Origin of the sequence: Neorhizobium sp. CSC1952, from assembly GCF_030378245.1 — a bacterium.
Classification (GTDB): domain Bacteria; phylum Pseudomonadota; class Alphaproteobacteria; order Rhizobiales; family Rhizobiaceae; genus Neorhizobium; species Neorhizobium oryzae_A.
Genome location: NZ_CP128416.1, coordinates 4,851,403 through 4,868,915 on the forward strand (window position 1 = coordinate 4,851,403; position 17,513 = coordinate 4,868,915).

Below are 17,513 nucleotides of genomic sequence, written 5' to 3' on the forward strand. Positions count from 1 at the left end.
TTGTAGCGCGGAACGCTAGAAAGGAAAGGTGGCGGAACCGCGGAAACCATAGCGCAAACCGTCAAAACCTCCGTGCTATATAGGAGCGGAATCGGGAGCGGACCATGGGCATCGTGGCAAAGGCAAAAGGCTGGGCGAAGAGGCTGAAGCGCGACGTCGTGGCGCTGTGGCTCGCGGCCCGCGACAGGCGTGTGCCGCTTCACGCCAAGCTCGTCGCCGGCGCCGTGGCCGCCTATGCCCTTTCGCCGATCGATCTCATCCCCGACTTCATTCCGGTGCTCGGTTATCTCGACGATCTCGTCATCGTGCCGCTCGGCATCCTGCTCGCGATCCGTCTCGTGCCGGAACCTCTGATGGCCGAGTTCCGCGCCGAGGCGGTCCGGCGGGCGGAACGCCCCGTCAGCCGCGCCGGCCTCGCCTTCATCCTTGCCGTCTGGCTTCTCTGCCTCATCTTGGTCCTATGGGGCCTTCGGGAATTGACCTGATCCGGGGCCAGTTCAGATACAAAAGGAGTGCAGGCATGAGGCATAATCCGACAGCAATCATCTTGACCGGGCTTCTGATCGGCCTGGCGATCCCGGCTTTGCCTCGCGCCGCCGCGGCGGCGAGCTTCGATTGCGACCGGGCGGACCTCGCCGCGGATGAAAAGGTCATCTGCGATACGCGGACGCTCAACGATGCCGACGTGAAGATGGTCACCACCTTCGATCTGCTCGCAGGGCTCATGGCGATGGGCAATCGCGACAAGATGCATGAAGACCAGAGCGCCTGGCTGAAGAGGCGGCAGGCCTGCGGCGAGGATGTCGACTGCATCCGCGCGGCCTACGACGAGCGGCTGAAACAGCTCGACGAGGCTTACGAGAGCCTGAACCGGCCGCTGTGAGACGGGCGCAGGCTCGGTCAGATGACTTCGACGAGCGTCTCGCCGTGCTCCAGAGCGTTCAGGATGTCGGGCAATGCCTTTTCGAACCAATCCAAAAGATCGCGGCGGCGCGAATTCGGCAGACGAATCCAGATGATGGACGGCCCGGCATCGGTCAGCGCTCTGCGTTGAGCGAAGTCTTCATCCTTGGTGACGATGACCGCAACGGAGGCCGTGGCGAAATCCCATATCTCCCGGTCCGACGCCGATTGCAGGCCGCAATCCATGACATGCTCGGCCTGATGCCCCTGCCCGGAAAGCCACCGCGCCAGCGCAGGCGGCAATTGTGCATCGACCAGGAAACGCATCAGGCAACGCGCAATACGATATGATCGCTTTGACGCGCAGCGTATTCCAATGCTGCGACAATATCCTCGGCTTCCAGCATCGGATAATCTTCAAGGATCTCGTCCTGGCTTGCACCCGAAGCCAAGAGCTCCAGAATATCCTTCACCCGGATACGCAGGCCGCGAATTATCGGACGCCCCGAACAAATCTGCGGATCAAAAGTGATGCGATGAAGCTCAGACATTTCTCATCCCTTGGGCGACAGAAATGTCAGCATAGCACAAAACGCCGGCAGAAGAACCTGACGGCGTCTGGCATCGAAAGACCGCCGGCTTATTCCGGCAAGATCCGCACCGCGCCCTTGTCGGCGCTGGCGGCGAAGGCGGCGTAGGCCTTCAGCGCCGTCGTGACGTTGCGCTTGCGGGGCTTCGACGGCTTCCAGCCGAAGGCGTCCTGCTCCTTGCGGCGCTCGGCGAGTTCGGCATCGGAGACCTTGAGGTTGATCGTGCGGTTGGGGATGTCGATCTCGATCGTATCCCCTTCCCGCACCAGGCCGATCGTGCCGCCGTTGGCCGCTTCCGGCGAGGCATGGCCGATCGAGAGGCCGGACGTGCCGCCGGAGAAGCGGCCGTCGGTGATGAGCGCGCAGGCCTTGCCGAGGCCCTTGGATTTCAGATAGCTCGTCGGATAGAGCATTTCCTGCATGCCGGGGCCACCCTTCGGGCCTTCGTAGATGATGACCACGACGTCGCCCGCGACGATCTCGTTGCCGAGGATCGCCTTGACCGCCGCGTCCTGGCTTTCGAAGACGCGGGCCGGACCGGTGAACTTCAGGATCGATTCATCGACGCCGGCCGTCTTCACGATGCAGCCGTCGAGCGCGATATTGCCCTTCAGTACGGCAAGGCCGCCATCCTTCGAGAAGGGGTGTTCGACCGAACGGATAACGCCGCCGACACGGTCCGTGTCGAGATCGTCCCAGCGGGCTTCCTGGCTGAAAGCGACCTGGGTCGGGATGCCGCCCGGTGCCGCACGGTAAAAGTTGCGGACCGTTTCGCTGTTGGTGCGGGTGATGTCCCAGCGGTCGATCGCGTCGCCGATCGTTTCGGCATGAACCGTCACGCAGTCGCGGTTCAAGAGCCCGCCCTTATCCAGCTCGCCGAGGATCGACATGATGCCGCCGGCGCGGTGGACATCCTCCATGTGAACGTCGTTCTTGGCCGGCGCTACCTTCGACAGGCACGGCACCTTGCGCGACAGGCGGTCGATATCGTCCATGGTGAAATCGACGCCGCCCTCATAGGCGGCAGCCAGGATGTGGAGCACGGTATTGGTGGAGCCGCCCATGGCGATATCGAGCGACATGGCGTTTTCGAACGCTTCCTTGTTGGCGACCGAACGCGGCAGCACGCTTTCGTCCTCCTGCTCGTAATAGCGGCGGGCGAGATCGACGATCAGATGGCCGGCCTCGACGAAGAGACGCTTGCGGTCGGCATGCGTGGCGAGCGTCGAGCCGTTGCCGGGCAGCGACAGGCCAAGCGCCTCGGTGAGGCAGTTCATGGAATTGGCGGTGAACATGCCCGAGCACGAGCCGCAGGTCGGACAGGCGGAACGTTCGATCACCTTGACTTCCTCGTCGGAAACCTTGTCGTCGGCGGCCGCGACCATGGCGTCGATCAGGTCGAGCGCATGGGTCTTGCCCTTCAGGACCACCTTGCCGGCTTCCATCGGGCCGCCGGAGACGAAGACGGCCGGGATGTTCAAACGCATGGCGGCATTCAGCATACCGGGGGTGATCTTGTCGCAATTGGAGATGCAGACCATGGCGTCGGCGCAGTGCGCGTTGACCATGTACTCGACCGAGTCGGCAATGATCTCGCGCGAGGGCAGCGAATAGAGCATGCCGTCATGGCCCATGGCGATGCCGTCATCCACCGCGATCGTGTTGAATTCCTTGGCGACGCCGCCGGCCGCCTCGATCTCGCGGGCGACGAGCTGGCCCAGATCCTTCAGGTGCACGTGGCCCGGCACGAATTGCGTGAAGGAATTGACGACCGCGATGATCGGCTTGCCGAAATCGCTGTCCTTCATGCCGGTTGCGCGCCAGAGCCCGCGCGCGCCCGCCATGTTGCGGCCATGGGTCGTGGTTCTGGAGCGGTAAGCTGGCATGGTGTTGTCCTCGATCTCTTGTTCGGGCCTGCGCAGTCTAACCCTTTCCGGGTGCACGCGCAAAAAACCCTGGTTTTGCGGCCTTCCTACCCCAAACGGCAAAGGGTGTCACTATCACGACAGGCCAAAGCGGTACGGTCGGCACCCCCTCTCACCGCTGCCGAAGCTCGTCCGGGTGGATGCCGAAATGGTCGAGGATGAGCTGCAGATTGCGGCGGTGCGATTTGAAGAAGAGGTCGAACACGTCGCCCGCCACCGGAACGCTGCCGAGCACCGTGTCGGCGGCGATATTGCCGAGCATCTGGACGAGCTTGGCCGGCGGCAGGCCGAGGCGCCTTGCTTCGTTGACGATATAGAGGCCGACCAGCGCGCCGCCCGCATCGCCGACGACCGGGACGAGGCCGAAAACGGAATCCGCACCGAAGCGGATGCCGGTGCCCGGAATTCTGATGGCCGTATCCATCAGCCGCGCGATCGTGCCGAGACGCCGCAAGCGGCGCAGATGCTCCGCCCGATCCGAAAATCGGCCATTCATTCCGGCATCCCAGGTCCGCGTCGCCATCCGCAATCTCCTCCTGCAGGGGCAAGCACCCGTGCGAGAAACTGAATAACAACAGATGGGGTTCCCCGGCTGCATTTTCCACCTGCAAACCAGGCGGTTTCTCACGCAAACGTGGTCCGCGGCAATCTTCGCGCCGCTGTGAAACCTTTTCGTTTGGGATTACGTATAGGGAAGAAAGGCACCTGCTGCCGACAAGGAGATCTCGCCATGCCTGCCTATCGTCCGCCGCATATCCCCGCCTCGGAAATCACGCCGCGGGACATCTACATGTCGCGCCGCAGCTTCATGGGTGCCGCGGCGGCGGCCGGCGTTGCGTTTGCGGGCGCCGGCGAAGCGTTCGCAGCCCCGCTGGCGACCACGCCCAGCGCCTACAAGCTGGATGAGAAGCTGACCCCGAAGGAGGCGGTGACCACCTACAACAATTTCTACGAATTCGGCGTCAACAAGGAAGACCCCGCCGCCAATTCCGGCGACTTCAAGCCGGCACCGTGGTCGGTGAAAGTCGAGGGCATGGTGGGCAAGCCGAAGGAATTCGGTCTCGAGGAACTCCTCAAGATGCCGCTGGAGGACCGCACCTACCGGATGCGCTGCGTCGAGGGCTGGTCGATGGTGATCCCCTGGATCGGCTTCCCGCTGTCGGCGCTTCTCGACCGGGTGGAACCGCTCGGCAGCGCCAAATACGTCTCCTTCGAGACCGTCGTGCGGCCGGAGGAAATGCCCGGCCAGCGCGGCTTCTTCCAGCCGCTCCCCTGGCCCTATATCGAGGGGCTTCGGCTCGACGAGGCGCGCCATCCGCTGACGATCCTCGCCGTCGGGCTTTACGGAGAAACGCTGCCGAACCCGAACGGCGCACCGATCCGGCTCGTCGTGCCGTGGAAATACGGCTTCAAGAGCATCAAATCGATCGTGAAGATCTCGCTCGTCGAGAAACAGCCGGAGACGACCTGGAAGAACGCCAATGCGCGCGAATACGGCTTCTATTCCAACGTCAATCCGGCGGTCGACCATCCGCGCTGGAGCCAGGCGACGGAACAGCGGATCGGCGAAGGCGGGCTCTTCGGAGCCAACCGCCGGCCGACCCTGCCCTTCAACGGCTATGCGGACCAGGTGGCGAGCCTCTATGAGGGCCTGGACCTGAGAGCGAACTATTGATGGCAAGCATTCCCACCCTGCCCCGCCGCTATCACAAGGCCAGCGTCTGGGCGCTCTACGCGATCGGCCTCATGCCCGCCGTCTGGTATTTCTATCTCGCAGCCACCGGTGGGCTGGGCTTCAATCCGGTCAAGGAATTCGAGCATCTTCTCGGCATCTGGGCGCTACGCTTCATCATCGCGACGCTTGCCGTCACGCCGCTGCGCGACCTTGCCGGCATCAACTGGATCCGCTACCGGCGGGCGCTCGGGCTCCTCGCCTTCTATTACGTGCTGATGCATTTTTCGGTCTATGCGCTGCTCGACCTCAGGCTCGATCTCGGCGCCGTCGGCGGCGACATCGCCAAGCGGCCCTATATCACCATCGGCTTCGCCTGCCTGCTGCTCCTCATCCCGCTTGCGCTCACCTCCAACAACTGGTCGATCCGCAAGCTCCAGCAGGGATGGAACAAGCTCCACAAGCTGATCTACCTCATCGCCATCGGCGGGGCCTTTCACTATGTGCTGGCGGTGAAATCGGTCACACTGGTGCCGTTCGTGCATGTCGCGCTGATCGTGCTGCTCCTTGCCTATCGTCCGTTGCGCCGCCCCTTTCTCAACTGGAAGCGCGGCAAGCCGAAGATGGCTCAGGCGACGCGCTGAAACGCGAAAAGCCGGGTGTTTCCACCCGGCTTCAAAAATCCGACGATGCGGAATGGATCAAGCGGCTTCGGCAGCTTCGGCTTCAGCGGCGACGCGGGCCTTGTCGGCTGCGCCCTTCGCATCGACATCGCGCTCGACGAACTCGATGACGGCCATGGCGGCGTTGTCGCCCTGGCGGAAACCGGCCTTCATGATACGCAGGTAGCCGCCGTTGCGGTTTGCGTAACGCGAAGCGATGGCGTCGAACAGCTTGCGGACGGCGTCCTGATCCTGGATCTGCGAGATCGCCTGACGGCGGGCGTGCAGGTCGCCGCGCTTGCCGAGCGTGACGAGCTTCTCGACGATCGGGCGGATTTCCTTCGCCTTCGGCAGGGTGGTTACGATCTGCTCATGGGTGATGAGCGAGGCAGCCATGTTGGCGAACATCGCCTTGCGATGGCTTGCGGTGCGGTTGAGCTTGCGGCCGGCTTTTCCGTGGCGCATGTCTGGTCTCCTTCACTTGCAGGCATTCGCCTGCAGTATGACGTGTTAGTATTGGTCTTCGTAGCGCTTTGCGAGGTCTTCGATGTTTTCCGGCGGCCAGGCGGGAACTTCCATGCCAAGATGGAGGCCCATGGATGCCAGAACTTCCTTGATCTCGTTCAGCGACTTGCGACCGAAATTCGGAGTGCGCAGCATTTCCGCCTCGGTCTTCTGGATGAGGTCGCCGATATAGACGATGTTGTCGTTCTTCAGGCAGTTGGCCGAGCGAACGGACAGTTCCAGCTCGTCCACCTTCTTGAGGAGCGCCGGGTTGAACGCGAGTTCGGTGACGGCTTCCTCTTCGGCTTCCTTCTGCGGCTCGTCGAAGTTGACGAAGACCGAGAGCTGGTCCTGAAGGATGCGGGCTGCAAACGCAACGGCGTCTTCACCCGTGACCGAGCCATCGGTCTCGATGGTCATGGTCAGCTTGTCGTAGTCGAGAACCTGGCCTTCGCGGGTGTTTTCCACCTTGTAGGACACTTTCTTGACCGGCGAATAGAGGCTGTCGACCGGAATCAAGCCGATCGGCGCGTCTTCGGCACGGTTACGCTCGGCAGGCACATAGCCCTTGCCGTTGTTGACCGTGAATTCCATGCGGATCTCGGCGCCCTCGTCGAGGGTGCAGATCACGTGGTCGGGGTTCAGGATCTCGATGTCGCCGACCGTCTGAATGTCGCCGGCGGTGACGGAGCCCGGACCCTGCTTGCGCACGACCATGCGCTTGGCATCATCGCCATCCATCTTGATGGCGATTTCCTTGATGTTGAGCACGATATCGGTCACGTCTTCCCGGACGCCCGGGATGGACGAGAATTCATGCAATACGCCGTCGATCTGGACTGCCGTAACGGCAGCACCACGAAGCGACGACAGGAGCACGCGACGCAGCGCGTTGCCGAGCGTCAGGCCGAAGCCGCGCTCCAGGGGTTCGGCAACCAGCGTTGCCTTGGTACGGCCGGAAGAGGTGAATTCCACCTTGTTCGGCTTGATCAGTTCCTGCCAGTTCTTCTGGATCATGATTTATACCTTCCGTTCGTTGCCACCATCCAATCGTGGCAACCGAGCATGAGGAGCACCGAGCGGAACACATTTCCTCGTCGATACGTGTTCATCGGCGATATGGGCAAAGCCGCCGATCCTCGATGAAGAGGGTCAGGCGGCTGTGCCCGAGTTCACTGAAAGAGGCCGCCCAACTCTTCGAACAAGTCCGGCAGCCCCTCGAATTCCTGCGATCAGACGCGGCGCTTCTTGCGCGGGCGGCAGCCGTTGTGCGGGATCGGGGTCACGTCACGGATCGAGGTGATCATGAAACCCGCAGCCTGCAGGGCGCGCAGAGCCGATTCACGGCCGGAACCCGGGCCGCAGACTTCGACTTCCAGCGACTTCATGCCATGCTCCTGAGCCTTCTTGGCGCAGTCTTCGGCAGCGATCTGAGCGGCGAACGGGGTCGACTTGCGCGAGCCCTTGAAGCCCTTGGCACCGGCGGACGACCAGGCAATCGCATTGCCCTGCGCATCCGTGATGGTGATCATCGTGTTGTTGAAGGTCGAATTGACGTGGGCAACGCCCGACGTGATGTTCTTGCGTTCGCGGCGGCGAACGCGGGTGGCTTCCTTGGCCATATTTACCCTTTCGTTGATCTCTGCACCGCCGTAATTCCAGCGGCTCCACCTTGTGAGGCAATAGAACTTAGGCAGTAGGCATTAGTCTATTGCCCACTGCCTATTGGCTAATGCCTCAGATTACTTCTTCTTGCCGGCGATCGCCTTGGCCGGACCCTTGCGGGTGCGGGCATTGGTGTGCGTGCGCTGGCCGCGGACCGGCAGGCCACGACGATGACGCAGGCCGCGGTAGCAGCCGAGGTCCATCAGACGCTTGATGTTCATCGCGGTCTCGCGACGAAGATCGCCCTCGACCTGATAGTCACGGTCGATGGTTTCGCGGATCTGCAAGATTTCCGAGTCCGTCAGCTGATGGACGCGCTTGTCGGCCGGAAGACCGACCTTCTCAACGATCTCCTGAGCGAATTTCGGGCCGATCCCGTGAATGTAGGTCAGCGCGATAACGACGCGCTTTGCAGTCGGGATGTTGACGCCAGCGATACGAGCCACGCCTATTCTCCTTGCGTTCCAGTTGCCGACCGGCAAGTGGTACTTCTTCCATGAGAGCGGCGCATCGGCCGCCAGTTCAAATCGTCATACGGAACAGACCAAAACGACCGGTCCCGGATGTCCTTATCGGGAAATCCGCGCCGATCGCTCAAAGCTGTCGCGAGTTGGCGCGGTGTTTAACGGAATCAGCGCGGAAATGCAACCGTTCCGCCCAAGATTCTTTAACAGATCGATGACGACCCTGCTTTGCGCATGTCTTTACCCCAAAACCAGTTCCCGCTTTTGGGAGACATGCGTCAGAGTTCCGCCAGGATCTTTTCGATATCGGCCGTGACCTTGTCCATCTCGGCCATGCCGTCGACCACCTTCAGCTTGCCCTTGGCATGGTAATAGCCGATCAGCGGCGAGGTTTCCTTGTAGTAGACCTCGAGACGCTTGGTCATCGTCTCGGCATTGTCGTCCGGGCGGCGCTTGAAGTGGGTCGAGCCGCACTTGTCGCAGACGCCCTCGCTCGCCGGCTTCTTGTCCGTGTCGTGATAGACCGTACCGCACTGGGCACAGGAATAACGGCCGGACACGCGCCGGATGAGTTCCTTGTCGTCGACCCTCAGTTCGATGACGACCGAAAGCTCCAGCCCCTTCGACTTCAGCATTTCCCCGGTCGCATCCGCCTGCACCAGCGTGCGGGGAAAACCATCGAGAATAAAACCGTTTGCCGCATCCGGCTGGTCGATCCGTTCGGAGACGATCGCGTTGACGATTTCGTCGGAGACGAGCTTGCCCGCATCCATGACGGCCTTGGCGCGCTTGCCAACTTCCGTCTCGGCGGCCACCGCCGCGCGCAGCATGTCACCGGTGGAGAGCTGCGGGATCCCGTGCTTCTCCACGATCCGCTGGGCCTGGGTCCCCTTGCCCGCGCCCGGCGGTCCCAAAAGAATCAATCTCATCGTCCCCTCTTTCCTCCGCGCAGTTTCGACTTCTTGATCAGACCCTCATACTGCTGCGCGATGAGGTGTCCCTGGATCTGTGCTACCGTATCAAGGGTAACACTCACAACGATCAAAAGCGAAGTACCACCAAGGGCTAATGGCACGCCCGTGCGGGCCACCAGAAATTCCGGCAGGATGCAGACGAAGACGAGGTAGATCGCGCCGACGACCGTGATGCGAGTCAGCACATAATCGATGTACTCGGCGGTGCGTTCGCCCGGACGGATGCCCGGAATGAAGCCGCCGTGCTTCTTCAGATTGTCGGCAGTGTCCTTCGGGTTAAAGACGATCGCCGTATAGAAGAAGGCGAAGAAGGCGATCAGCAGGCCGTAGAGCAGCATGAACAGCGGCTGGCCGTGGCCGAGCGACGAGATGATCATGGTCGCCCAGTTCGGCAGCTCCGAATTACCGGCAAAGCCCGCGGCCGTCGCCGGCAGAAGCAGGAGCGACGAGGCGAAGATCGCCGGGATGACGCCCGACGTGTTGAGCTTCAGCGGCAGGTGCGACGTATCGCCCTGGAACATGCGGTTGCCGACCTGGCGCTTCGGATACTGGATCAGGAGGCGGCGCTGGGCGCGCTCGACGAAGACGATCAGCGTGATGACCCCGATCGCGACGACGATGACGGTCAGGATCAATGCGGTCGGAAGCGCACCGGTACGGCCGAGTTCCAGCGTGCCGGCGAGCGCGGTCGGAAGGCCGGCCGCGATGCCCGCGAAGATGATCAGCGAGATGCCGTTGCCGATGCCGCGCGAGGTTATCTGCTCGCCGAGCCACATCAGGAACATGGTGCCGCCGAGCAGCGTCACGACGGTGGAAAGGCGGAAGAACCAGCCCGGATCGAGCACCAGGCCCTGGCCGCTTTCGAGGCCGGCGGCGATGCCGTAGGCCTGCAGCGTGCCGAGCAGCACCGTGCCGTAGCGCGTATACTGGTTGATGATCTTGCGGCCCTGCTCGCCTTCCTTCTTCAAGGCTTCGAGCGACGGCACGACCGAGGTCATGAGCTGCACGATGATCGACGCGGAGATATAGGGCATGATGCCGAGCGCGAAGATCGCCATGCGCTCCACTGCACCGCCCGAGAACATGTTGAAGAGGCCGAGGATGCCGCCGGCCTGGCCGCGGAACGCCTGGGCATAGGCTTCGGGGTTGAGGCCCGGAAGCGGAATATGGGTGCCGAGGCGATAAACGAGAAGCGCTGCAAGGGTGAACCACAGCCGCTTCTTGAGGTCCTCCGCCTTGGCGAAGGTGGAAAAATTCAGATTGGAGGCAAGTTGTTCCGCTGCAGAAGCCATGCAATTCTCCGCCTGACCAATTCTCCGGCGGCGGGACAAGTGCCGGATCCGGAAAGCAGTCTCAAATTCTGGTTCAAAAAACCGGGCGGGGAGATTGCGGGCGCAATCGGATGCCTCACCCTGTTTTCCGTGTGATCCCGGCCAGGCGACCGGCAGATCGCTTCGGGATCGTGAGGCTCACATATGGAGATAAAATCGCCCGGTGTGAAGCTCAAACCGGGCGATTCTCAAACGATTTATTCCGCGGCGGCTTCGGCTACGACGAGCAGCTTCACCGAACCGCCGGCCTTCTCGATCTTCTCGACGGCAGCCTTGGAGGCACCGGCGACTTCGACCGAAACCTTGGCCTTCAGCTCGCCGTCGGCGAGGATGCGCACGCCATCCTTCGGGCGACGGATGACGCCGGCAGCCTTGAGGGCGGCAGCATCGATCGTGGCCTTCGGGTCGAGCTTCTTGGCATCGATCGCGGTCTGGATACGGCCGAGCGAAACGGTGACGTAGTCGGACGCGAAGATGTTGGTGAAGCCGCGCTTCGGCAGGCGACGATAGATCGGCATCTGGCCGCCTTCGAAGCCCTTGATGGCAACGCCGGAACGGGCCTTCTGACCCTTCACGCCGCGGCCACCGGTCTTGCCCTTGCCGGAGCCGATGCCGCGACCGACGCGGATGCGCTCCTTGGTGGCGCCTTCGTTGTCCTTGATCTCATTCAATTTCATGGTCAATTCCTCCGTCTCACTTCTCGTCGACGACGCGAACGAGATGCTGGACAGCCCGGATCATGCCACGAACGGAAGGAGTGTCTTCCAGCGTACGGGTCCGGTGCATCTTGTTGAGGCCCAGGCCGATCAGCGTCTTGCGCTGGACTTCCGGGCGGCGGATGGGCGAACCGATCTGCTCGATCGTGATCGTCTTCTTGGCGGCTTCTGCTTTCTTGGCCATTATCCGCTCTCCTTATTCTTCCGAGGTGACACCGGAAGCGGCACGGCGAGCCTGGAGCGTTGCATACTTGATGCCGCGCTGGGCTGCGATGTCCTTCGGATGAACCTGGTGCTTCAAGGCGTCGAACGTGGCGCGAACCATGTTGTAGGGGTTCGACGAACCGGTCGACTTGGCGACGACGTCATGAACGCCGAGCGTCTCGAAAACGGCGCGCATCGGGCCGCCCGCGATGATGCCGGTACCGGCCTTGGCCGAGCGCAGCAGAACCTTGCCGGCGCCGTGACGGCCATTGACGTCGTGATGCAGCGTACGGCCGTCGCGCAGCGGTACGAAGATCAGGTCGCGCTTTGCAGCTTCGGTCGCCTTGCGGATGGCTTCCGGCACTTCGCGTGCCTTGCCATGGCCGAAGCCGACGCGGCCCTTCTGGTCGCCGACGACGACGAGGGCTGCGAAACCGAAACGACGGCCGCCCTTGACGACCTTGGCGACGCGGTTGATCGCGACCAGCTTGTCGACGAATTCGCTATCGCGCTCTTCGCGGCTCTGGCGATCTTCGCGCTGGCCTCTTCTTTCCTGTGCCATTGTCCTTTTCCTTTTTCTTTTCCGGGTGCAATCGGCAGATTACAATTGGATCGCCGGGATCAGCCGGCGGTTTGCGGCAAGCCGCATTTCGCCCGGCCTCCCCTTTGCGGGGAAACCGGGCGAAAACTCTTAGAAGCTCAGACCGCCTTCACGGGCGGCTTCCGCCAGCGCCTTGATGCGGCCGTGATAGATGAAGGCGCCGCGATCGAACACGACTTCCTTCACACCGGCCTTCGAGGCGCGCTCGGCGACCAGCTTGCCGACGGCCGCGGCAGCCGCGACGTCAGCACCGGTCTTGAGCGACGAGCGCAGATCGCCATCGAGCGTGGAAGCGGCAGCAAGGGTGCGGCCGGCCACATCATCGATGATCTGGGCATAGATGTTCTTCGACGAGCGATGAACCGACAGGCGCGGACGGCCGTTGGCGACCGCCTTGAGCTGGCGGCGCACGCGGCTCGCGCGCTTTGCAAGTGCTTCTTTCCTGCTAGCCATATCGCGTGATCCTTACTTCTTCTTGCCTTCCTTGCGGACGATCCGTTCCTCGGCGTACTTGACGCCCTTGCCCTTGTAGGGCTCCGGACCGCGGTATTCGCGGATTTCCGCGGCCACCTGACCGACCTGCTGCTTGTTGATGCCGGTGACGACGATTTCCGTCGGCTTCGGCACGGCAATGGTGATGCCCTGCGGGGGTTCATAGACCACGTCATGGGAGAAACCGAGCGCGAGCTGCAGGTTCTTGCCCTGCATGGCCGCGCGGTAACCGACGCCGTTGATCTCGAGCTTGCGCTCGTAGCCGTCCTTCACGCCCTTGAAGATGTTCTCGATCATCGTGCGGGACATGCCCCACTTCGAACGAGCATCCTTGGTTTCGTTGACCGGGGTCACCGAAACGGCGTTGTCCTTGAATTCCAGCTTGATCTCGTCGTTTGCGACGAAGAACAGCTCGCCCTTCGGGCCCTTGGCAGTCACCTTCTGGCCGTCGACGGCGGCCGTAACACCTGCAGGAACCTGAACGGGCTTCTTACCGATACGAGACATTTTTCAATCCTGTCTGTTCGCCATGGAGTTCCCTGCCCCGTCTTAGAAGACGGAGCAAAGAATCTCGCCACCAACGTTCTGTTCGCGAGCCTGGTGATCGGCCATCACGCCCTTCGGGGTCGAAAGGATGGTGATGCCGAGGCCGTTCGCGACCTGCGGAATGGACTTCACCGAGACATAGACCCGGCGGCCCGGCTTCGACACGCGGCCGATCTCACGGATCACCGACGCGCCTTCATAGTACTTCAGCTCGATTTCCAGCTCGGACTTGCCGTTGCCGTAATCGACCTGGGAATAGCCGCGGATGTAGCCTTCGGCCTGCAGGACGTCGAGGACGCGCGCACGCAGCTTGGAGGCCGGCGTGGACACGGTCGACTTGCGGCGAGCGGCACCGTTGCGGATACGGGTGAGCATATCGCCCAAGGGATCAGTCATGGTCATCTAACGATCTCCTTACCAGCTCGACTTGACGATGCCCGGCACTTTGCCGAGGTTGCCCAGCTCACGAAGCGCGATACGCGACATCTTGAGCTTGCGATAGAAAGCGCGCGGACGACCGGTGACTTCGCAACGGTTGCGGATACGCGTCTTCGAGCCATCGCGCGGCAGCGAAGCGAGCTTCAGGGTTGCCTTGAACCGTTCTTCGATCGGAAGTTCCTGGTTCATGATGGTCGCCTTCAGAGCAGCGCGCTTGGCGGCATGCTGGGCGACGGTCTTGCGGCGGCGCTTGTTCTTTTCAACTGCGCTGGTTTTCGCCATATCGGAGTTCCTTTTTAACGCTCGTCGTTACGGTTACTGACGGAACGGGAAGTTGAACTCTTTCAGGAGAGTCCGGGCTTCCTCGTCGTTGGTAGCCGTCGTGCAAACGATGATGTCCATGCCCCACATCTGATCAACCTTGTCGTAGTTGATCTCCGGGAACACAATGTGTTCCTTGATGCCCATGGCGAAGTTGCCACGGCCGTCAAAGCTCTTCGGGTTCAGGCCGCGGAAGTCGCGAACGCGCGGCAGCGCGATGTTGATCAGGCGGTCGAGGAATTCATACATGCGGGCGCCGCGCAGCGTGACCTTCGCGCCGATCGGCATCTGCTCGCGGACCTTGAAGCCTGCGATCGAGTTGCGCGCACGGGTGATGACCGGCTTCTGGCCGGCGATCGCCGCGAGGTCGGCAGCAGCGATGGTGGGCTTCTTCGAATCGGCAGTCGCCTCACCAACACCCATGTTGATGACGATCTTGTCGATCTTCGGGATCTGCATGTCGTTCTTGTAAGCGAACTGTTCCTTCATCGCGGCGCGGATGCGGGAAACATATTCCTTCTTGAGCCGCGGCTCATACTTTGCCTCAGCCATCGATCACATCTCCCGTACGCTTGGCCACACGCACCTTCTTGCCGTCGACGACCTGGAAGCCGACGCGGGTCGGCTTGCCGTCCTTCGCGACGATCGCGATGTTCGACAGGTGAATGGATGCTTCCTTGTTGATGATGCCGGCTTCCTGCGTCTGGGTCTGACGCTGGTGGCGCTTCACCATGTTGACGCCACGCACGACGGCGCGGTCTTCCTTCGGCAGGACCTGGAGAACTTCGCCCGTGCGGCCCTTGTCCTTGCCGGTCAATACGACGACGTTGTCGCCCTTCTTAATCTTCTGCATCTTTCCCGCTCCCTTAGAGTACTTCCGGAGCCAGCGAGATGATCTTCATGTGGTTCTTGGCGCGCAGTTCGCGCGGAACCGGTCCGAAGATACGGGTGCCGATCGGCTCTTTCTTGTTGTCGATGAGGACCGCTGCGTTATTGTCGAAGCGGATGACGCTGCCGTCCGGACGACGGATGTCCTTGGCGGTACGCACAACAACCGCCTTCATCACGTCACCCTTCTTCACGCGGCCGCGCGGGATCGCTTCCTTGATCGAAACGACGATGATGTCGCCGATCGAAGCGTACTTGCGCTTGGAGCCGCCCAGCACCTTGATGCACATGACACGACGTGCGCCGGAATTGTCCGCCACGTCGAGGTTTGTTTGCATCTGAATCATGTCAGGTCGCCTTTTTCTAATGACCGGAATTCCACGCGCAAAAACGCCCGGAGCCGGCTATGGACAGAATTTCGATGTGCGCGGGATGGATCTTGCCAAGGTGGTTTCCCTGAAAGGGACCTTCCCTGCGCTCAAAGCAAAAGAACGCCCGTTTCCGAGCGTTCGACGCCAGTGGCGTGCTTCATACAGGATTCTGCGCCGGACGCAAGGCCCAGGCGCATATCCGAAGCAAATTAAGCCTGGGCGGAAACGACCGTCCAGCGCTTGTCCTTGGAGATCGGCGCGCATTCCTCGATGGAAACCACGTCGCCAACCTTGTACTGGTTGTTCTCGTCATGCGCCTTGTACTTCTTGGAACGGCGGACCGTCTTCTGAAGCAGCGGATGCGCGAAGCGGCGCTCTACCCGGACAACAACGGTCTTTTCGTTCTTGTCGGAAACGACGACGCCCTGCAGAATGCGTTTCGGCATATTATTCTTCCTTAAGCCTTGGCTTCCGCCGCCTTCTGGCGGGCAATGGTTTTCACGCGGGCGATATCCTTGCGGACTTCGTTGATGCGCGAGGACTTCTCGAGCTGGCCGGTCGCCTTCTGGAAGCGCAGGTTGAACTGCTCCTTCTTGAGCTCCGCAAGCTTGTCCTTGAGCTGGTCGGCCGTGAGGCCGCGAACTTCTTCGGCTTTCATCGTGCCTTCTCCTTACTCTGCGATGCGCTGTACGAAGCGCGTCTTGACCGAGAGCTTGGCGGCGCCGAGGCGAAGCGCTTCGCGCGCGGTCTCTTCCGGAACACCATCGATCTCGAACATCATACGGCCGGGCTTGACCTTGCAGGCCCAGTATTCGACCGAGCCCTTACCCTTACCCATACGCACTTCGGTCGGCTTGGCGGTGACTGGAACATCCGGGAACACACGGATCCAAACGCGGCCGGCGCGCTTCATGTAGCGGGTGATCGCGCGGCGGGCCGCCTCGATCTCGCGGGCGTTGACGCGGTTCGGCTCCTGAGCCTTCAGGCCGAATTCGCCGAAGGCCAGGTCGAAGCCGCCCTTGGCCACACCCTTGATGCGGCCCTTGAACTGCTTGCGGTACTTGGTACGCTTTGGCTGCAACATTTTCTTACTTCTCCGAGCTTATCTTTCGCCAGCGCTTATCAAGCGTTTTCGCGGCGGCGATCACGATCGCCACGTTCGCGTTCACGGCTTGCCGGACCCTGCGCATCGCCTTCCAGCGCGCGGCGTTCGGAAGCCATCGGATCGTGCTCCAGGATTTCGCCCTTGAAGATCCAGACCTTGATGCCGCAGATACCGAAAGCGGTTTCGGCTTCCGCCGTGCCGTAGTCGATGTCGGCGCGCAGCGTGTGAAGCGGAACGCGACCCTCACGGTACCATTCGGTACGGGCGATTTCCGCACCGCCGAGACGGCCGGCGCAGGTGATCTTGATGCCTTCGGCGCCGAGACGCATGGCCGACTGAACGGCACGCTTCATCGCACGGCGGAAAGCCACGCGGCGCTCGAGCTGCTGGGCGATCGACTGGGCGACCAGCGTCGCGTCGATTTCCGGCTTGCGCACTTCGACGATGTTGAGGTGCGTTTCCGAAGAGGTCATGTTCGAGAGCGTCTTGCGGAGCTTCTCGATGTCGGCGCCCTTCTTGCCGATGATCAGGCCCGGGCGGGCCGAGTGGATCGTGACGCGGCACTTCTTGTGCGGGCGCTCGATGACCACCTTGGCGATACCGGCCTGCTTCAGCTCCTGCATCAGGTAGGCACGGATCTTCAGGTCCTCGTGGAGGAGCTGGCCGTATTCCGCGTTATCGGCGAACCAGCGGCTGTCCCAGGTACGGTTGATGCCGAGGCGGAAACCGATCGGATTGATTTTCTGGCCCATTATGCGGCCTCCCCTTTTTCCTCGACTTCGCGAACGACGATCGTCAGATGCGAGAAAGGCTTCTCGATGCGCGACGCACGGCCGCGGCCGCGGGCGTGGAAGCGCTTCATCACGATCGACTTGCCGACATAGGCTTCCGAGACGATCAGCGAGTCGACGTCGAGGTCATGGTTGTTTTCGGCATTGGCGATCGCGGACTCGAGAGTCTTCTTCACCGTGCCGGCGATACGCTTGCGCGAGAACTCGAGCTCGGCAAGCGCGCGGTCGACCTTCTTGCCGCGGATCATGGCGGCAACGAGGTTCAGCTTCTGGGGGCTGACACGGAGCGTGCGCGCAACTGCCTGCGCCTCGTTGTCCTTCAGCCGGCGTTCGGTCTTAGCCTTCGCCAT

At 61.8% G+C, this 17,513-nt stretch carries 29 protein-coding genes; 4 read left to right on the forward strand and 25 right to left on the reverse strand.

Features of this window, described 5'->3' with window-relative positions; all coding sequences use genetic code 11:
• The first annotated feature begins 104 nt into the window (after window positions 1-104).
• Complete coding sequence (locus tag QTA58_RS23580; protein ID WP_289671130.1) at window positions 105-485, forward strand: YkvA family protein; 381 nt, start codon at window positions 105-107, stop codon at window positions 483-485.
• 35 nt (window positions 486-520) lie between these two features.
• Entirely contained in the window at window positions 521-883 is a 363-nt protein-coding gene (locus tag QTA58_RS23585) for a hypothetical protein (RefSeq protein WP_289671131.1), read from the forward strand.
• Window positions 884-900: 17 nt separating this feature from the next.
• On the opposite strand, the gene QTA58_RS23590 is transcribed toward QTA58_RS23585, so the two are convergent.
• The 4 genes from QTA58_RS23590 to QTA58_RS23605 form a co-directional block, all read right to left on the reverse strand.
• The gene (locus QTA58_RS23590; RefSeq protein ID WP_289671132.1) at window positions 901-1,230 is read right to left on the reverse strand and encodes a DUF5615 family PIN-like protein; all 330 of its coding nucleotides are present in this window, start codon (window positions 1,228-1,230) and stop codon (window positions 901-903) included.
• Window positions 1,230-1,454: a DUF433 domain-containing protein gene (locus QTA58_RS23595; RefSeq protein WP_289671133.1), complete on the reverse strand. Its 225-nt coding sequence runs from the start codon at window positions 1,452-1,454 to the stop codon at window positions 1,230-1,232. Before QTA58_RS23595 ends, QTA58_RS23590 begins: the two co-directional genes overlap by 1 nt.
• Before the next feature lie 89 nt (window positions 1,455-1,543).
• Window positions 1,544-3,379, reverse strand: a complete 1,836-nt coding sequence (gene ilvD / locus QTA58_RS23600) for a dihydroxy-acid dehydratase (RefSeq protein WP_289671134.1) — start codon at window positions 3,377-3,379, stop codon at window positions 1,544-1,546.
• Window positions 3,380-3,530: 151 nt separating this feature from the next.
• Window positions 3,531-3,941 (reverse strand): DUF4112 domain-containing protein, encoded by a 411-nt coding sequence (locus tag QTA58_RS23605; RefSeq protein ID WP_289671135.1) that lies wholly within the window; start codon window positions 3,939-3,941, stop codon window positions 3,531-3,533.
• Between the two features lie 207 nt (window positions 3,942-4,148).
• Here QTA58_RS23605 and msrP point away from each other — a divergent pair, with 207 nt between their 5' ends.
• Window positions 4,149-5,093 carry a protein-methionine-sulfoxide reductase catalytic subunit MsrP gene (gene msrP, locus QTA58_RS23610; protein ID WP_289671136.1) on the forward strand — a complete coding sequence of 315 codons (945 nt, stop codon included), beginning with the start codon at window positions 4,149-4,151 and terminating at the stop codon, window positions 5,091-5,093.
• The gene (gene msrQ, locus QTA58_RS23615) at window positions 5,093-5,734 is read left to right on the forward strand and encodes a protein-methionine-sulfoxide reductase heme-binding subunit MsrQ (RefSeq protein WP_289671137.1); all 642 of its coding nucleotides are present in this window, start codon (window positions 5,093-5,095) and stop codon (window positions 5,732-5,734) included. Before msrP ends, msrQ begins: the two co-directional genes overlap by 1 nt.
• 57 nt (window positions 5,735-5,791) lie before the next feature.
• Here the strand turns inward: msrQ and rplQ are convergent, their stop codons facing one another.
• The 21 genes from rplQ to rplV form a co-directional block, all read right to left on the reverse strand.
• Window positions 5,792-6,217, reverse strand: a complete 426-nt coding sequence (gene rplQ, locus QTA58_RS23620; RefSeq protein WP_085423157.1) for a 50S ribosomal protein L17 — start codon at window positions 6,215-6,217, stop codon at window positions 5,792-5,794.
• Between the two features lie 45 nt (window positions 6,218-6,262).
• A complete protein-coding gene (locus QTA58_RS23625) occupies window positions 6,263-7,273 on the reverse strand; it encodes a DNA-directed RNA polymerase subunit alpha (RefSeq protein WP_085423156.1) in 1,011 nt (336 codons plus the stop codon).
• A gap of 215 nt (window positions 7,274-7,488) precedes the next feature.
• Entirely contained in the window at window positions 7,489-7,878 is a 390-nt protein-coding gene (gene rpsK, locus QTA58_RS23630) for a 30S ribosomal protein S11 (protein ID WP_007766864.1), read from the reverse strand.
• A 120-nt stretch (window positions 7,879-7,998) separates the two neighbouring features.
• A complete protein-coding gene (gene rpsM, locus QTA58_RS23635) occupies window positions 7,999-8,367 on the reverse strand; it encodes a 30S ribosomal protein S13 (RefSeq protein ID WP_085423155.1) in 369 nt (122 codons plus the stop codon).
• A 296-nt stretch (window positions 8,368-8,663) separates the two neighbouring features.
• Window positions 8,664-9,314: an adenylate kinase gene (locus tag QTA58_RS23640; protein WP_085423154.1), complete on the reverse strand. Its 651-nt coding sequence runs from the start codon at window positions 9,312-9,314 to the stop codon at window positions 8,664-8,666.
• Window positions 9,311-10,651 carry a preprotein translocase subunit SecY gene (gene secY / locus QTA58_RS23645; protein ID WP_085423153.1) on the reverse strand — a complete coding sequence of 447 codons (1,341 nt, stop codon included), beginning with the start codon at window positions 10,649-10,651 and terminating at the stop codon, window positions 9,311-9,313. The genes QTA58_RS23640 and secY overlap by 4 nt, the downstream gene beginning before the upstream one ends.
• A 236-nt stretch (window positions 10,652-10,887) precedes the next feature.
• Window positions 10,888-11,367, reverse strand: a complete 480-nt coding sequence (gene rplO / locus QTA58_RS23650; RefSeq protein WP_085423152.1) for a 50S ribosomal protein L15 — start codon at window positions 11,365-11,367, stop codon at window positions 10,888-10,890.
• A 16-nt stretch (window positions 11,368-11,383) separates the two neighbouring features.
• Entirely contained in the window at window positions 11,384-11,590 is a 207-nt protein-coding gene (gene rpmD / locus QTA58_RS23655) for a 50S ribosomal protein L30 (RefSeq protein ID WP_085423151.1), read from the reverse strand.
• 12 nt (window positions 11,591-11,602) lie between these two features.
• Window positions 11,603-12,172, reverse strand: coding sequence for a 30S ribosomal protein S5 (gene rpsE / locus QTA58_RS23660; protein WP_085423150.1), 570 nt, complete (start codon window positions 12,170-12,172; stop codon window positions 11,603-11,605).
• 129 nt (window positions 12,173-12,301) lie between these two features.
• The gene (gene rplR, locus QTA58_RS23665; RefSeq protein ID WP_289671138.1) at window positions 12,302-12,664 is read right to left on the reverse strand and encodes a 50S ribosomal protein L18; all 363 of its coding nucleotides are present in this window, start codon (window positions 12,662-12,664) and stop codon (window positions 12,302-12,304) included.
• A 12-nt stretch (window positions 12,665-12,676) separates the two neighbouring features.
• Complete coding sequence (gene rplF, locus QTA58_RS23670; protein ID WP_289671139.1) at window positions 12,677-13,210, reverse strand: 50S ribosomal protein L6; 534 nt, start codon at window positions 13,208-13,210, stop codon at window positions 12,677-12,679.
• A 42-nt stretch (window positions 13,211-13,252) separates the two neighbouring features.
• Entirely contained in the window at window positions 13,253-13,651 is a 399-nt protein-coding gene (rpsH, locus tag QTA58_RS23675) for a 30S ribosomal protein S8 (protein WP_085423147.1), read from the reverse strand.
• A gap of 12 nt (window positions 13,652-13,663) precedes the next feature.
• Complete coding sequence (rpsN, locus tag QTA58_RS23680; protein WP_085423146.1) at window positions 13,664-13,969, reverse strand: 30S ribosomal protein S14; 306 nt, start codon at window positions 13,967-13,969, stop codon at window positions 13,664-13,666.
• Between the two features lie 33 nt (window positions 13,970-14,002).
• Complete coding sequence (gene rplE / locus QTA58_RS23685; RefSeq protein WP_085423145.1) at window positions 14,003-14,560, reverse strand: 50S ribosomal protein L5; 558 nt, start codon at window positions 14,558-14,560, stop codon at window positions 14,003-14,005.
• Window positions 14,553-14,861, reverse strand: coding sequence for a 50S ribosomal protein L24 (gene rplX, locus QTA58_RS23690; protein WP_085423144.1), 309 nt, complete (start codon window positions 14,859-14,861; stop codon window positions 14,553-14,555). The genes rplE and rplX overlap by 8 nt, the downstream gene beginning before the upstream one ends.
• A gap of 13 nt (window positions 14,862-14,874) precedes the next feature.
• On the reverse strand, window positions 14,875-15,243 hold the full coding sequence (gene rplN, locus QTA58_RS23695) for a 50S ribosomal protein L14 (RefSeq protein ID WP_007770138.1): 369 nt from the start codon (window positions 15,241-15,243) through the stop codon (window positions 14,875-14,877).
• A gap of 233 nt (window positions 15,244-15,476) precedes the next feature.
• Window positions 15,477-15,713, reverse strand: a complete 237-nt coding sequence (gene rpsQ, locus QTA58_RS23700; protein ID WP_003495195.1) for a 30S ribosomal protein S17 — start codon at window positions 15,711-15,713, stop codon at window positions 15,477-15,479.
• An 11-nt stretch (window positions 15,714-15,724) separates the two neighbouring features.
• Window positions 15,725-15,925, reverse strand: a complete 201-nt coding sequence (gene rpmC, locus QTA58_RS23705) for a 50S ribosomal protein L29 (protein ID WP_085423143.1) — start codon at window positions 15,923-15,925, stop codon at window positions 15,725-15,727.
• A 12-nt stretch (window positions 15,926-15,937) separates the two neighbouring features.
• Window positions 15,938-16,351, reverse strand: a complete 414-nt coding sequence (gene rplP / locus QTA58_RS23710) for a 50S ribosomal protein L16 (RefSeq protein ID WP_085423142.1) — start codon at window positions 16,349-16,351, stop codon at window positions 15,938-15,940.
• 38 nt (window positions 16,352-16,389) lie between these two features.
• Entirely contained in the window at window positions 16,390-17,124 is a 735-nt protein-coding gene (gene rpsC / locus QTA58_RS23715; protein WP_085423141.1) for a 30S ribosomal protein S3, read from the reverse strand.
• Window positions 17,124-17,513 carry a 50S ribosomal protein L22 gene (gene rplV, locus QTA58_RS23720; RefSeq protein ID WP_085423140.1) on the reverse strand — a complete coding sequence of 130 codons (390 nt, stop codon included), beginning with the start codon at window positions 17,511-17,513 and terminating at the stop codon, window positions 17,124-17,126. The genes rpsC and rplV overlap by 1 nt, the downstream gene beginning before the upstream one ends.

Bases quoted from the DNA above. Each gene is read 5' to 3' on its own strand.
- QTA58_RS23580 (WP_289671130.1), top strand. From the start codon at position 105: ATGGGCATCGTGGCAAAGGCAAAAGGCTGGGCGAAGAGGCTGAAGCGC.
- QTA58_RS23585 (WP_289671131.1), top strand. From the start codon at position 521: ATGAGGCATAATCCGACAGCAATCATCTTGACCGGGCTTCTGATCGGC.
- QTA58_RS23590 (WP_289671132.1), bottom strand. From the start codon at position 1,230: ATGCGTTTCCTGGTCGATGCACAATTGCCGCCTGCGCTGGCGCGGTGG.
- QTA58_RS23595 (WP_289671133.1), bottom strand. From the start codon at position 1,454: ATGTCTGAGCTTCATCGCATCACTTTTGATCCGCAGATTTGTTCGGGG.
- ilvD (WP_289671134.1), bottom strand. From the start codon at position 3,379: ATGCCAGCTTACCGCTCCAGAACCACGACCCATGGCCGCAACATGGCG.
- QTA58_RS23605 (WP_289671135.1), bottom strand. From the start codon at position 3,941: ATGGCGACGCGGACCTGGGATGCCGGAATGAATGGCCGATTTTCGGAT.
- msrP (WP_289671136.1), top strand. From the start codon at position 4,149: ATGCCTGCCTATCGTCCGCCGCATATCCCCGCCTCGGAAATCACGCCG.
- msrQ (WP_289671137.1), top strand. From the start codon at position 5,093: ATGGCAAGCATTCCCACCCTGCCCCGCCGCTATCACAAGGCCAGCGTC.
- rplQ (WP_085423157.1), bottom strand. From the start codon at position 6,217: ATGCGCCACGGAAAAGCCGGCCGCAAGCTCAACCGCACCGCAAGCCAT.
- QTA58_RS23625 (WP_085423156.1), bottom strand. From the start codon at position 7,273: ATGATCCAGAAGAACTGGCAGGAACTGATCAAGCCGAACAAGGTGGAA.
- rpsK (WP_007766864.1), bottom strand. From the start codon at position 7,878: ATGGCCAAGGAAGCCACCCGCGTTCGCCGCCGCGAACGCAAGAACATC.
- QTA58_RS23640 (WP_085423154.1), bottom strand. From the start codon at position 9,314: ATGAGATTGATTCTTTTGGGACCGCCGGGCGCGGGCAAGGGGACCCAG.
- secY (WP_085423153.1), bottom strand. From the start codon at position 10,651: ATGGCTTCTGCAGCGGAACAACTTGCCTCCAATCTGAATTTTTCCACC.
- rplO (WP_085423152.1), bottom strand. From the start codon at position 11,367: ATGAAATTGAATGAGATCAAGGACAACGAAGGCGCCACCAAGGAGCGC.
- rpmD (WP_085423151.1), bottom strand. From the start codon at position 11,590: ATGGCCAAGAAAGCAGAAGCCGCCAAGAAGACGATCACGATCGAGCAG.
- rpsE (WP_085423150.1), bottom strand. From the start codon at position 12,172: ATGGCACAGGAAAGAAGAGGCCAGCGCGAAGATCGCCAGAGCCGCGAA.
- rplR (WP_289671138.1), bottom strand. From the start codon at position 12,664: ATGGCTAGCAGGAAAGAAGCACTTGCAAAGCGCGCGAGCCGCGTGCGC.
- rplF (WP_289671139.1), bottom strand. From the start codon at position 13,210: ATGTCTCGTATCGGTAAGAAGCCCGTTCAGGTTCCTGCAGGTGTTACG.
- rpsH (WP_085423147.1), bottom strand. From the start codon at position 13,651: ATGACCATGACTGATCCCTTGGGCGATATGCTCACCCGTATCCGCAAC.
- rpsN (WP_085423146.1), bottom strand. From the start codon at position 13,969: ATGGCGAAAACCAGCGCAGTTGAAAAGAACAAGCGCCGCCGCAAGACC.
- rplE (WP_085423145.1), bottom strand. From the start codon at position 14,560: ATGGCTGAGGCAAAGTATGAGCCGCGGCTCAAGAAGGAATATGTTTCC.
- rplX (WP_085423144.1), bottom strand. From the start codon at position 14,861: ATGCAGAAGATTAAGAAGGGCGACAACGTCGTCGTATTGACCGGCAAG.
- rplN (WP_007770138.1), bottom strand. From the start codon at position 15,243: ATGATTCAGATGCAAACAAACCTCGACGTGGCGGACAATTCCGGCGCA.
- rpsQ (WP_003495195.1), bottom strand. From the start codon at position 15,713: ATGCCGAAACGCATTCTGCAGGGCGTCGTCGTTTCCGACAAGAACGAA.
- rpmC (WP_085423143.1), bottom strand. From the start codon at position 15,925: ATGAAAGCCGAAGAAGTTCGCGGCCTCACGGCCGACCAGCTCAAGGAC.
- rplP (WP_085423142.1), bottom strand. From the start codon at position 16,351: ATGTTGCAGCCAAAGCGTACCAAGTACCGCAAGCAGTTCAAGGGCCGC.
- rpsC (WP_085423141.1), bottom strand. From the start codon at position 17,124: ATGGGCCAGAAAATCAATCCGATCGGTTTCCGCCTCGGCATCAACCGT.
- rplV (WP_085423140.1), bottom strand. From the start codon at position 17,513: ATGGCGAAGGCTAAGACCGAACGCCGGCTGAAGGACAACGAGGCGCAG.